The following is a 12,415-nucleotide window of genomic DNA, read 5'->3' on the forward strand; positions in this document are numbered from 1 at the left end:
TCGGCAGATGCTTTTGATGATCCTGCTTGCGCCTGGCTGCAGCGTTATTCTGTGCAGCGCGGCTTTCGCGCAGGCCGACCCGCTGCCGTCCTGGAACGACGGCGCGGCGAGGACGGCGATCGTCGATTTCGTCGCGCGAGTCACGACGCCGGGCGGGCGGGACTTCGTGCCGCCGGCCGAGCGGATCGCCACCTTCGACAATGACGGCACGTTGTGGACCGAGCAGCCGTACTATTTCCAGCTCGCCTTCGCGCTCGGCCGGGTCAAGGCGATGGCGTCGGAGCATCCGGACTGGAAGGCCCGGCAACCGTTCAAGGCGGTTCTGGAAGGCGATAGCAAGGCGCTGGCTGCGACCGGCGAGAAGGGTCTGCTTCAGATCATCGCGGCGACGCATGCCGGCATGACCACCGATGCGTTCGCGGCCTCCGTGCGGGACTGGCTCGCGACCGCAAAGCACCCGCGCTTCAACCGTCCCTACGACAGCCTGGTCTACCAGCCGATGCTGGAGCTGTTGGCCTATCTCAGGGCGAATGGCTTCAAGACCTTCGTCGTCTCCGGCGGGGGCGTCGAATTCATGCGGCCGTGGATGGAGCGGGTCTATGGCATTCCGCCGGAACAGGTGGTCGGCTCGTCCGGCGTGGTGAAATTCCAGATCGGCGCCGACAGCAAGCCAGTGCTGGTGAAGGAGGCCAAGGTCGAATTCATCGATGACGGTCCCGGCAAGCCGGTCGGAATCAACCGCTTCATCGGCCGGCGTCCGATCTTCGCGTTCGGCAATTCGGACGGCGATCTGCAGATGCTGCAATGGACCACGGCCGGATCGGGCGCGCGCTTTGCCGGCATCGTGCACCACACCGACGAGGCTCGCGAGTATGCCTATGACCGCCAATCGAAGATCGGCAAGCTCGACAAGGCGCTCAATGCGGCTGCCGCGGGCGGCTGGACCGTGGTCGACATGAAGCAGGACTGGAAGGAGGTCTTTCCGCCCTTGACCACGGCCGATGCCGCGAAGGAGGCGAAGCCATGAGCGGCTACGATATCTTCGCCTGGATCGTGCTCGTCATCCTGGTCGCCAGCGCGATCGGCGTGTTCTGCATCGCGGGCTGGCTGCCCGGGCATATCGCGAAGTCCCGCAATCATCCCTATGCGCAGGCGGTGACCGTCGCCGGCTGGATCACTCTGATCTGCGGCTTCGCGCTGTGGCCGATCGCGTTCGTCTGGGCCTATGTCGACGTGCCGGCGCCGCGCCGGGCAGGAGATGCGTGATGGGTGTCGCGATCTTCAACACCTATCTGGTGCTGCTGTTCCTGCTGGTGCATTTCGGAATCGTGCGCTTCAACCTGTTCTGGAAGGCGTCGCCCTTCATCGTGCTGGTGCTGCTGCTGTTCGGCCTGCTGGTGCCGATGGGCTGGGGCGCGCCGCAGGGCTCGGCGCTGGTGGTGCGCAACGCGGTGTCCATTGTGCCGGATGTGGCTGGCGAGGTGACCGAGGTGCCGGTTATCGCCAATGCGCCGCTGAAGGCCGGCGACATCCTCTTCAGGATCGATCCGACGCCCTACGATGCGCAGGTCAAGGCGATCGCCGCGCAGCTCAAGCTGTCGAAGACCCGGCTGGCGCAGATGACGACGCTCTACGAGCGCGACGCGGGGCGTGGCTTCGACGTCGAGCAGCGGCAATCCGAGGTCGACCAGCTCAGCGGCCAGCTCGAGGCCGCGCAGTGGAACAGCGACAAGACGACGGTGCGCGCACCGGCCGACGGTTACGTCACCAACGTCGCGCTGCGCAAGGGCGCGCGGGTGGCGAACCTGCCGCTGTCGCCGGTGATGGCGTTCATCGATACCTCGAACACCATCATCGGCGTCGAGATCAACCAGATCGACGCGCGGTATGTCGCGCCGGGACAGGAGGTCGAGGTCACCTTCAAGTTCGCGCCGGGACAGATTTATTCCGGGAAAGTCGAAAGCGTGTTGCAGGCGGTGGCGAGCGGCCAGGCCACGACTTCTGGCACCGCTGTCGCGCCGAAAGCGATCGAGGCGGTGCCGTTCGTCGTGCGCATCAGGCTCGACGATGCCGCCTTCGCCAGCCGCCTGCCGGCCGGCTCGACCGGAACGGCCGCGATCTACACCGACCACATGAAACCCACCCACGTCGTGCGGCGCGTGATCCTGCGCCAGCTCGCGATCGTCAATTACGTCAATCCGTTCTGAGGGCTTATCAATGGTGCGCAGGACACGATCATCGGTAACGGCAGCGGCGCTAGCAGTCGCCGCGCTGTTGCTCGCCGCGATCGTGCTTGCGGCGTCGCCGGCCGGCGCGCAGGATGAATCGCTCGCGCAGGAACTTATGGTCGGCACCAAGGAGGCGCCGCCGTTCGCAATCAAGAATGGCGACGGCGAATGGAGCGGTATCAGCATTGAGCTGTGGCGCAAGCTCGCGGATCAGCTCAAGCTGCGATACCGATTCGTCGAAGTGTCGTCTGTCGCCGCTTTGCTTGATGGACTGCAGGCTGGAAAGTTCGACGCCGCGGTGGCGGCGATCACGGTGACGCCGGCGCGTGAGAAGCAGGTCGATTTTACGTTACCTTACTTCCAGACGGGGACCGGAATCGCGGTGCAGACCGACCATGTTGCCAACTGGACGCCGGTGGTCCGCTCGATCGCATCCTACGGTTTCGTGCAGGCGGCGCTGGCGCTGCTTGGCCTCGCCATCCTCGCAGGGCTCTTGATCTGGATGTTCGAGCACAATTCCAACGAGGGATTCGGCCGCGGGCTGGCCCATGGCCTGAGCTCCGGCGTGCTGTGGTCGACTCACACCATGACCCAGCGCGTGGTCGGCGGCGCCGCGCCGATCACGCTGCCCGGCCGCATCGTCGCGGTGGTGTGGATGATCGTATCCGTCATCGCGATCGCAGTGTTCACCGCCGGCATCACTTCCGCGCTGACGACCAAGCGGCTGCATGGCGCGGTCAATTCGATCGGCGATCTCTCGGCGGTTCGCGTCGGTGTGGTGCAGGGGACTGCGACCGAGGACGCGCTGTCGCGGATGCGCATCAAGCACCACAGGGTTGCCTCGGCCGCGGAAGGCTTTCAGGCGCTGCAGCAGGGCAGCATCGATGCGCTCGCCTATGACCGGCCGATCCTCGCCTGGATGATCCGGCAGGGGAGCCTGTCGGCCGAGCTCACCGACGTGACCTTCGAGCCGCAGAGCTATGCCATTGCGCTGCGGGAAGATCGCGTCTTGCGCAAGCGGCTCAACATCGCGCTGCTGGAAGCCGGGCAATCGGATTGGTGGAAGGATGTGCTGTTTCGCTATCTGGGGCAGACAAATTGAGGCTCGCATCGGAGCGGACCGCACGAGTGAAGGCAGATGAATTCAGCCGGCGCCGGACGCGCCGGGCAAGGAAGCGGGAGGTAGCAATGGGAACGTTCGGACGCAGCAGGATGATGGTGATCGCGCCGTTGTGCGCAATCGCATGGGTGGCGGCGCCGCGCACGGCCCTGGCGGACGCTGGTGGATTGAGCTTCTGGCTGCCCGGCTCGTTCGCAAGCCTGACGGCGGCGCCGGCGATGCCGGGCTGGGCTTACGAGACGATCTACATCCACCTCGATCAAAGCGCCAACGCGAGCAAGAATTTCGTCATCGGCAACCGCGTGCCAGGGTCGGTCGTCGCCGGTCTAAACGCGCATGCCGACGTTCTCGTGGAAGGCTTCACCTATACATGGGCGCAGTCGGTCCTTGGCGGGCAGGCGGCCATCACCTTCCTCGCGGCGCCGGGCAATGTCGGTGTCGGCGTTGACGCCACGCTGACGGGGCCGCGCGGCAACAGCATCTCAGGCGTCGCGACCGACAACCGCACGACGGTCTCGGACGTGTTCTATCAGGGCACCCTGAAATGGAATCAGGGCGTCAACAACGAGATGTTCTACATCTTCGGCAACATCCCGAGCGGGACCTATGATAGCACGCGTCTCGCCAATCTCAGCTTTGGATTCACTGCGGTCGACGTCGGCGGCGCCTATACCTATCTCAATCCGGCAACCGGCCAGGAGTTTTCCGTGTTGGCCGGCGTCACCTACAATGGAATGAACAAGGATCTTCAATACCAGAACGGCATCGACTTCCACGTCGATTGGGGATTGTCGCACTTCGTCGCCAAGAACGTGCATGTCGGCGTCGCCGGCTACTATTTCCAGCAGCTCACCGGCGACAGTGGTGCCGGCGCCAAGCTCGGCGACTTCAAGGGACGGGTCGCCGGTATCGGCCCGCAGGTCGGCTTTATCTTTCCGGTGGCCGAGGGCTATCAGGGCTATCTCAATTTGAGGGGCTACAAGGACTTCGCCGCAGAGAACCGGCCGGAAGGGTGGACGGCCTGGATGACGTTCCAGCTGTCGCCCGCCGCGCCGGAGGCCGCACCGACGGCGAAGCCGATCGTGCGGAAGTATTGAGGCACGTCGACGATCGACGCCTACGGCTTGATTCCGGCGAACGCGGCGGCGATGCCGCGCTGGAATAGCGACCAGTCGAAGCCGAGCGCAAGCGCGAGGTAGCCGCGGTCGATCATCGCATTGGCCTGCTCGGCGGTGCGCGCGACGCCGCCGATCGGCACGCCGCTCTTCATGATGCCTTCCTCGGCGCGCTGCATCAGCGCGACCACTTCGGGATCGTCGGGAGACCCGCGCTTGTTGATCGAGGTGGCGAGATCGCCGGGCCCGATCACCGCAAGGTCGATGCCGGGGGTCGCCATGATCTCGTCGATGCGATCGACGGCATCGACATGCTCGATCGTGATCATGCAGATCATGTCGTCGTCGGCGGTCGCCATGTAGTCGTTCATCGAGACGCCCCAGCGGAACGGTGCATGGAACGGGCCCCAGAGCCGGTCGCCGTTCGGCGGATAGCGCACGCTGCGCGCGGCCTTCTCGGCGTCGCCGCGGTTGCAGATCATCGGAAAGTTGATGCCGAGCGCGCCGATATCCATCGGCGCCTTGGCCAGGTGCGGCTCGTTGGCGGCGATCCGCACCATCGGCACGCATGGCGTGCCTGAGGTTGCGACGATCATCGCATGCGCGGTGCCGAGATCGATCGGGCCGTGCTCGAGATCGACGATGATCCAATCCAGGGACTGTGCCATGATCTGCACGGTCTGGATGCTCGGAATGGTCGCGATCGCGCCGAAGGTCGGGCGCCGGTCGCGCCATGCCTGGCGCAGGCGGTTGAGCGGCGTCAGCGGTGCTGATGTCAATGCAGTGCTCCCTCGATGAGGCGAGGGGAAGCTAGCAGTACAGGGTGACGCCGGAAAGCATCAGGCCGGAACGCGGCCGCCGAAGAAAGGCATCAGCGCCTCGGTCAGCCTGTGCGGGCGCTTCGAGGTGAAGATCATCTCGGCACCGGCCTCATCGCTCTCCGAGCCTGCCGGGCCGAGCAGGTCGGCGACGCGGCGGGCGATCGCCGGCGCCGGATCGATCCAGTCGACCGGCCAGGGCGCCAGCCGCGTCAGGCGTTCCAGCAGCAGCGGATAATGCGTGCAGGCGAGCACCACGGTGTCGGTGCGGTCCGGGTCATGGGCGCCTTCGCCGACGAAGCAGGGCGCAAGCTCGGCCACGATCTCCTCATCGCGCACCCTCTCGCCGCTGAGCGCGGCTTCCGCCAGTGAGGCGAGCTCGCCGGAGCCGACCAGCGTCACCTCGCAGCCCTGCGCGAAATCCGAGATCAGCTTGCGGGTATATTCCCGTTTCACGGTGCCTCTGGTGCCGAGCACCGAGACCCGCCGTGTCTTCGACGAGGCGCAGGCCGGCTTGATCGCCGGCACCGTGCCGACGAAGGGCAAAGGATAGGCGTCGCGCAGGTGCGACATGACCAGGGTCGATGCCGTGTTGCAGGCGATCACGACGAGGTCGGGCGCGTGGGCCTCGATCAGCTCGCCGACCAGCGGCACCACCCGGGCAATGATCTCGTCCTCGGTATGGTGGCCATAGGGGAAGAACGCGTCGTCGGCGACATAGACATAGTGGGCGTCGGGCCGGGCGCGGACGATCTCGCGCAGCACGGTGAGACCGCCGAGGCCGGAATCGAACACGAGGATGGTCGGGGGAGTGGACACGCGGAAACTCTATCCGAACCTGGGTTACCATTCAGTTGTCTTTGCCTGCCGGGCCTTTGGGGCCGACAAAAGGCGGTGAGGGCGGGAATTTCATGTGGCCTTGACCCATCCCTGCAAGTATCACGGCAAACCATTGCTGCGACGTGCGAAATCCAAACGGGGCCATTCGACCATGATCCGCAATACCACCGCGAGCTGGGGCTCGCTCGCCCGTGCGTTCCACTGGGTACTGGGCATCGCCATCATCGGCATGCTGGCCTATGGCTGGTGGATGAACCACTTCCCGGCGCGGGCAGACAAGTTCTTCTACGGCTCGATCCATGCCGATATCGGCTACATGGTGCTGCTGCTGACCGTGCTGCGGGTGCTCTGGCGCGGCGTCAACCCGACCCCGGCGCTGCCGGCCGACATGCCTGCCTGGCAGCGGATTGCCGCGCACGTCAACCACGGCGCGCTCTATGCCGTCACCGTCCTGGTGGCGATGCTGGGCTGGGCGCATTCCGGGTCCCGCGCCCAGGACTATTCGAGCTTCTTCGGTCTGTTCCACGTTCCCCAGATCACCTCGCCCGACAAGGCGGCGGATGCCTATGAGGGGCGCCACATCTTCTTCGCCTACGTCCTGCTCGCGCTGATCGTGCTGCACCTTGCCGCGGTCGCCTTCCATCATTTCGTCAAGCGCGATCGGGTCGCAGCGCGGATGATGGGGGCGGGCGAGGCCGACCCCGCCCGTTAGCTGGACCGCCAAGTCCGGACTGCCAGGTCATGACTGCCGGGTCATGGCGTCGCACCGGCGCCGGCGCTAATCTGTCGGTGAATCCGGGAGGGCCATCGCGGCCAGCACGCTCGTGGATGATTTGACGCGGGATACTGCGAACTGGCGGATGCCGGACGAGAGCGCGCCGCACGCCGCCACCTGGATGGCGTTCGGTGCCAGCCCCGCGATCTGGGGCGGCAAGCTGCTTCCGGTGGCCAGGGAAAACCTCGCCAATATAGCCAAGGCGATCGCGGGCTATGAACGCGTCAACATGCTGGTGCGCGAGGAGGACCGCGAGATTGCCGCGCGGCTGTGCGGCCCCTCGGTCAGCCTCGTCGTGCAACCGGTCGACGACGTGTGGATGCGCGACACTGGACCGGTGTTCGTGAGGGACCCGTCGGGGCAGCTTGGCGCGGTCGGTTTCAACTTCAACGGCTGGGGCAACAAGCAACGCCATGCGCTCGATGCCGAGGTCGCCGCGCAGGTGGCCCGGGCGGCGCACGCAACGTTCATCAAGGCGGGCCTGGTGCTGGAAGGCGGCGGGATCGAAGTCGACGGCGAGGGGACCGCCATCATCACCGAGAGCTGCGTCCTCAACCCAAATCGCAATCCTGATGTCTCCAGGGACAAGTGCGAAGCCGAGCTGTCTCGCCTGCTCGGGCTGGAAAAGATCATCTGGCTGCCCGGCATCGCCGGCAGGGACATCACCGACGGCCATACTGACTTCTACGCGCGATTTGCCGGTCCCGGCGTTGTCGTGGCGGGCCTCGAACCGGACCCGTCGTCGTTCGATCACGCGGTGACCAGACGACACCTCGATATCCTGCGCGGCGCTGTCGATGCGAAGGGCCGGCGTCTGGATGTCGTGGTGTTGCAGGGCCCGTCGACGGTCCGTCCAAAGCACGGCAGCAAGGACTTCGCCGCCGGCTACATCAATTTCTACGTCTGCAACGGCGCCGTCATCGCGCCCGAATTCGGCGACGCGACCGCGGACCGCAACGCGCGCGATATCCTGCGCGAGCTGTTTGCCGACCGTGAGATCATCCAGCTCAATATCGACGGCATCGCCGCCGGCGGGGGCGGCATTCACTGCGCCACGCAACAGCAGCCGCGTTCGTGATGCGAATGGCCCGGCCGCGACGGGGCGCGGCCGGCTCGTTCGACGTTCATCAGTTGTGCAAGCGGCGCTAACCCGCCGGCATCTGTTTCTCGACCAGACGCACCCAGTAGGACGCGCCGTGGCCGAGGATGTTGTCGTTGAACTTGTAGGCCGGGTGGTGGCACATCGGGCCGTCGCCCATGCCGAGGAAGACGAACGCGCCGGGGCGCGCTTCCAGCATGAACGCGAAATCCTCAGCGCCCATGACCGGCACCAGATTGTCGTTGACGCGGTCGGCGCCGGCCACATCGCGGGCGACCTCGGCGGCGATGCCGGCCTCACGCGCGTGGTTCAGCGTCACCGGATACATCCGCCCGTAGTCGGTCTCCGCCGTGCCGCCATAGGCCTTGGCGATGTTGGAGGCGATCTCGCCGATCCGGCGCTCGACCAGGTCGCGCACGCCGGGATCGAGCGTGCGCACGGTGCCGCCCAGCGTCACGGTCTCCGGGATCACGTTGAACGCGCTGCCGGCCTCGAACATCGTGATCGAGATCACAGCGGATTTCAGCGGATCGACATTGCGCGACACGATCGATTGCAGCGCATTGATGATCTGGGCGCCGATCAAGACACTGTCGACCGCCTCGTGCGGGGCGGCACCGGCGTGGCCGCCCTTGCCGCGGATGACGATCTTCAAGGTGTCCGACGACGCCAGCATCGGGCCGGGCGTGGTCGCGAAATAGCCCTCGGGCAGGCCGGGCATGTTATGCAGGCCATAGACCTCCTGGATGCCCCAGCGAACCATCAGGCCGTCGTCGACCATCGCCTTGCCGCCGGCGCCGCCTTCCTCGGCGGGCTGGAAGATCACGACCGCGGTGCCGTCGAAATTGCGGGTCTCGGTGAGGTATTTCGCAGCGCCGAGCAGCATCGCGGTGTGGCCGTCATGGCCGCAGGCGTGCATCTTGCCGGGGATCTTCGAGGCGTAGGCGACGCCCGAGGCCTCCGCGATCGGCAATGCATCCATGTCGGCGCGCAGCCCGATGGTCTTGCCCGAGGCGGACTTGCGGCCGCGGATCACGCCGACCACGCCGGTGCGCCCGATTCCCGTCACCACCTCGTCGCAGCCGAACTCGCGCAGCTTGTCGGCGACGATGCCGGCGGTGCGATGCACCTCGTAGAGCAGTTCGGGGTTCTCGTGGAAGTCATGGCGCCAGGCGGCCATTTCATCCGAGAGGGCGGCAACGCGATTGACGATGGGCATAGGGAGTGTCCGTTTCTTGTGGGCTTGTCGTGAACCTTGTAGGGCGGGTTAACGTAACGCAACGCGCCGACTTGTCACGCGAAAGCGACTGCTATTCCGGAGCAATTCGGACTCCAATTCGCAGTTGCGAATTGGAGAATCCCGAGATGGTGGCCCGAGATTCCGAGTTCACGCGCGGAGCGCGTGCCGCGGAACGACGGCGAAGATCCTCAGGTCTCTCCGAATACCCGCTTGAAGATCGTATCGACATGCTTGAGGTGATAGCCGAGGTCGAACTTCTCCTCGATCTCGGCATCCGACAGGTACTTCTTCACATCGGCGTCGTGCTTCAGCAGCGTCTGAAAGTCGCCTTCGCCGCGCCACACCGGCATCGCGTTGCGCTGCACGAATTTGTAGGCGTCTTCGCGGCTGGCGCCCTTCTGGGTCAGCGCGACCAAAACGCGCTGCGAATGCACGAGGCCGCCGAGCCGGTCGAGGTTCTTCTGCATGTTCTGCGGGTAGACCAGCAGCTTCTCGATCAAGCCGGCGAGGCGGACCAGTGCGAAGTCGAGCGTCACGGTGGCGTCGGGAGCCATCATGCGCTCGGCCGAGGAGTGCGAGATGTCGCGCTCGTGCCACAGCACGACGTTCTCCAGCGCCGGCGTCACATAGGCGCGCACCATGCGCGAGAGGCCGGAGAGGTTCTCCGACAGCACCGGGTTGCGCTTGTGCGGCATTGCCGAGGAGCCCTTCTGGCCCTCGGAGAAGAACTCCTCCGCTTCCAGCACCTCGGTGCGCTGCAGATGGCGTACTTCCACCGCAAGCCGTTCCACTGACGCTGCGATCACGCCGAGCGTGGCAAAATACATCGCGTGGCGGTCGCGCGGGATCACCTGCGTCGAGAGACTGGCTCCGGCCGCAGGCCCATCGCTTTCGCAACGTGCTCTTCGACCCGTGGATCGATCTGGGCGAAGGTGCCGACCGCGCCCGAAATCGCGCAGGTCGAAATCTCATCGGGGGCGGCCAGCAGGCGGGCGCGGGCGCGTGCGAACTCGGCATGGGCATAAGCGAGCTTGAGGCCGAAGGTGACCGGTTCGGCGTGGATGCCGTGGGAGCGGCCGATGGTCGGCGTCATCTTGTGCTCGAAGGCGCGCGTCTTCAGCCCGCTCTCGACCGCCAGGCGGACCAGCTGGACAGTGCATTGGTCAGGCACTCCTGCGCGATGCGATAGGCGGTGGCGGCGACCGTGCCGCTGATGTCGGCGAGGTCGCCGTGCAGATCGAGCTGGATCAGCGGCTGCGTCGTGCGCGATCGCCAGCTGTCGACGAGATCGACCAGGCTTGCCTCCAGCGCGAGCTCCTCGGCTGGCGGATGGCGCAGGCGGTTCAGCGTATCGCACGGGCAGGCGATGATGCGGCGCGTCGCCTGCGAGATCATCCGCGCGTCCTGCGCAATCTCGGTGCCCGCAGCGTACTTGTCGCCCGCGCTTGCCTCGATCGTGGTGGCGAAAGCCAGGATCGCGGTGAGGTTCTGGCCGAACTCGTCGTGCAGCTCGCGGGCCAGCGCGCGGCGTTCGTCGCTGCGGAGGCGGGACACCCGCAGGGCGGGCGGGCAGCGGATTTCGGCGGCGGCGACGGGACCATCACCGATTTCGTCAGGGAGTACGTCACGCCGAAGACGATCGTGGAGATGATCGGCGGGATTCCACCACCGGGACATTCGTGGCACCGCCGGCGGCCGCGCAAGGGTCGGTGTTCACGCCGCTGCCGCCGCCCCGGATGCCGCCCAAGGATGAGCAGCAATAGGAGGCGCGCACCAAGGCGAGGGTGGCATAAAAGTAGGGATCGCCAATAATCGGTCAGCCGGGTGGACAGTAGTCATCCGGAATTCCTCAATTCCCTGAACCGTGTAGTCTGTGGATAACCGGGGCTAGATTTCATCCCGAAGCCATTTTCCCGGCAAAGGGGCCGCTGCGTGAAGCGGCCCCTTTCGATTCCGGAGCCAATTCCAACACTTGTCGTTCCGGTGCCGTGAGGTGGGCTCAGAGCACCGTCAGGAATGCGATCGCAAGAACCATCAGCCAGCCGACGATGACGAGCCGGACCAACCGCGCCGGCGGTGCCTTTGGCGATGTCCTTGAAGGTCTCTGGGCGATCCATGCACGCCTCTCCCGGGGCAGCCGAGGGAGACATAGGCGCGGACTGGCGGGTCGTCCCGGCTGCTCACGGAACGGTGCAGCGTGCGGTACGGCCGGGCGGGCGCCCGTCGGCCTGTCCAGGCCGCATGGCTGTCATCTCGCAAAGTTTGTCTGACAGATATTGAAATCTGTCAGCGAGATGGTGTATATGCTCATTAGCCCAAGGGAGGAGGGCGCCCAGTGGCTGTTCCGGCGTTTGGCCGGGGGAGCCGTACTTAATTTGACTACCTCGAAGGACTACCTCCATGACGATAGAAATCTTTCAATTGACCGCCCAGATTCAACAGTGGCTCAACCTTCGCGTCGCCCGCCACTTGGCCGCCCAGGCCGCCAAGTTCACCCGCGGGCAGGACAGCGATAACCAGACGGTAAACGCATGAACGAGGCGGTGGTTTTGACTCCGGAGCGGATCCTCGAAGCAACCGAGGATGTTTTGAGGCGCTTCGGGCTCGCCAAGGCCACCGTTGTCGACGTGGCCCGTGCGCTGGATGTCAGCCACGGCAGCGTCTACCGCCATTTCCCCAGCAAAGCTTCGCTCCGTGACGCGGTCGCCAAACGCTGGCTCGACCGCGCCAACGAGCCGCTGTGCAAGCTCGCGGCAAGCGATGGCCCGGCGCCGGAGCGGCTGGAAAAATGGCTGCGTACCGCGTTTGCGATCAAGCAGAAGAAAGTCTGCGACGATCCCGAGATGTTCGCGACCTACCTCGCGCTGGCGCAGGGCGCGCGCGAGGTGGTGGAAGCCTACAAGGACAAGCAGGTCGATCTGATCGCGAAAATCCTGTCCGACGGTGTCGCGCAGGGCGTGTTCGAGGTCGACGATGTGAAGGCGACCGCGCGGGCCGTGTTCGACGCCACCGTCCGCTACCATCACCCGGCACATGCCGAGGAATGGGCCAAGCCGGAATGCCCGGCGCGGATCGACGCGCTGATCGCCCTGCTGCTGCGGGGTGTGCGGGTGTGCAAGCACTGACCGACCTGCCTTCCGACATCCTCTGATCATTTGACGCCCTTGGCCCGATTGCGAG

Annotated in this window: 13 protein-coding genes and 2 pseudogenes; 10 read left to right on the forward strand and 5 right to left on the reverse strand. The window is 65.5% G+C overall.

The window, feature by feature from the left end:
- Positions 1 to 7 precede the first annotated feature (7 nt).
- From AKN83_RS30245 to AKN83_RS30265, 5 genes are all read left to right on the forward strand, one after another.
- Positions 8 to 1,027, forward strand: coding sequence for an HAD family hydrolase (locus tag AKN83_RS30245; RefSeq protein WP_430641585.1), 1,020 nt, complete (start codon positions 8 to 10; stop codon positions 1,025 to 1,027).
- Positions 1,024 to 1,266, forward strand: coding sequence for a DUF3302 domain-containing protein (locus AKN83_RS30250; protein WP_050401988.1), 243 nt, complete (start codon positions 1,024 to 1,026; stop codon positions 1,264 to 1,266). The genes AKN83_RS30245 and AKN83_RS30250 overlap by 4 nt, the downstream gene beginning before the upstream one ends.
- Positions 1,266 to 2,207 (forward strand): HlyD family secretion protein, encoded by a 942-nt coding sequence (locus tag AKN83_RS30255; protein WP_050401987.1) that lies wholly within the window; start codon positions 1,266 to 1,268, stop codon positions 2,205 to 2,207. Before AKN83_RS30250 ends, AKN83_RS30255 begins: the two co-directional genes overlap by 1 nt.
- A gap of 10 nt (positions 2,208 to 2,217) precedes the next feature.
- Entirely contained in the window at positions 2,218 to 3,330 is a 1,113-nt protein-coding gene (locus AKN83_RS30260; RefSeq protein WP_083992319.1) for a transporter substrate-binding domain-containing protein, read from the forward strand.
- Between the two features lie 86 nt (positions 3,331 to 3,416).
- Positions 3,417 to 4,445 carry a SphA family protein gene (locus AKN83_RS30265; protein WP_244522159.1) on the forward strand — a complete coding sequence of 343 codons (1,029 nt, stop codon included), beginning with the start codon at positions 3,417 to 3,419 and terminating at the stop codon, positions 4,443 to 4,445.
- Between the two features lie 20 nt (positions 4,446 to 4,465).
- On the opposite strand, the gene AKN83_RS30270 is transcribed toward AKN83_RS30265, so the two are convergent.
- Both AKN83_RS30270 and murI read right to left on the reverse strand, forming a co-directional pair.
- Positions 4,466 to 5,242, reverse strand: a complete 777-nt coding sequence (locus AKN83_RS30270) for an HpcH/HpaI aldolase family protein (protein ID WP_050401984.1) — start codon at positions 5,240 to 5,242, stop codon at positions 4,466 to 4,468.
- 60 nt (positions 5,243 to 5,302) lie between these two features.
- Positions 5,303 to 6,100 (reverse strand): glutamate racemase, encoded by a 798-nt coding sequence (murI, locus tag AKN83_RS30275; protein ID WP_050401983.1) that lies wholly within the window; start codon positions 6,098 to 6,100, stop codon positions 5,303 to 5,305.
- A 172-nt stretch (positions 6,101 to 6,272) separates the two neighbouring features.
- On the opposite strand from murI, the gene AKN83_RS30280 reads away from it, so the two are divergent.
- Together AKN83_RS30280 and AKN83_RS30285 are read left to right on the forward strand one after the other, a co-directional pair.
- A complete protein-coding gene (locus AKN83_RS30280) occupies positions 6,273 to 6,833 on the forward strand; it encodes a cytochrome b (protein ID WP_050401982.1) in 561 nt (186 codons plus the stop codon).
- Positions 6,834 to 6,981: 148 nt separating this feature from the next.
- Positions 6,982 to 7,974: an agmatine deiminase family protein gene (locus AKN83_RS30285; RefSeq protein WP_083992320.1), complete on the forward strand. Its 993-nt coding sequence runs from the start codon at positions 6,982 to 6,984 to the stop codon at positions 7,972 to 7,974.
- Between the two features lie 67 nt (positions 7,975 to 8,041).
- Here AKN83_RS30285 and AKN83_RS30290 read toward each other — a convergent pair whose 3' ends face one another.
- From AKN83_RS30290 to AKN83_RS30300, 3 genes and pseudogenes are all read right to left on the reverse strand, one after another.
- Positions 8,042 to 9,214, reverse strand: coding sequence for a M20 aminoacylase family protein (locus AKN83_RS30290; protein WP_050401980.1), 1,173 nt, complete (start codon positions 9,212 to 9,214; stop codon positions 8,042 to 8,044).
- 209 nt (positions 9,215 to 9,423) lie between these two features.
- Positions 9,424 to 10,406 (reverse strand): annotated as a pseudogene (purB, locus tag AKN83_RS41820) (adenylosuccinate lyase); the annotation flags it as partial.
- Positions 10,352 to 10,789 carry a histidine kinase gene (locus AKN83_RS30300; RefSeq protein WP_050401979.1) on the reverse strand — a complete coding sequence of 146 codons (438 nt, stop codon included), beginning with the start codon at positions 10,787 to 10,789 and terminating at the stop codon, positions 10,352 to 10,354. The pseudogene purB and the gene AKN83_RS30300, both read right to left, overlap by 55 nt.
- On the opposite strand from AKN83_RS30300, the pseudogene AKN83_RS41925 reads away from it, so the two are divergent.
- The 3 genes and pseudogenes from AKN83_RS41925 to AKN83_RS30305 all read left to right on the forward strand — a co-directional run.
- Positions 10,784 to 10,998: pseudogene (locus AKN83_RS41925) on the forward strand (hypothetical protein); the annotation flags it as partial. The gene AKN83_RS30300 and the pseudogene AKN83_RS41925 sit on opposite strands and share 6 nt — an antisense overlap.
- 637 nt (positions 10,999 to 11,635) lie before the next feature.
- Entirely contained in the window at positions 11,636 to 11,770 is a 135-nt protein-coding gene (locus tag AKN83_RS41825; protein ID WP_016843141.1) for a hypothetical protein, read from the forward strand.
- Positions 11,767 to 12,360 (forward strand): TetR/AcrR family transcriptional regulator, encoded by a 594-nt coding sequence (locus AKN83_RS30305; RefSeq protein WP_050401978.1) that lies wholly within the window; start codon positions 11,767 to 11,769, stop codon positions 12,358 to 12,360. Before AKN83_RS41825 ends, AKN83_RS30305 begins: the two co-directional genes overlap by 4 nt.
- Positions 12,361 to 12,415: the final 55 nt, after the last annotated feature.

This window comes from Bradyrhizobium embrapense (genome assembly GCF_001189235.2).
Lineage (GTDB): Bacteria > Pseudomonadota > Alphaproteobacteria > Rhizobiales > Xanthobacteraceae > Bradyrhizobium > Bradyrhizobium embrapense.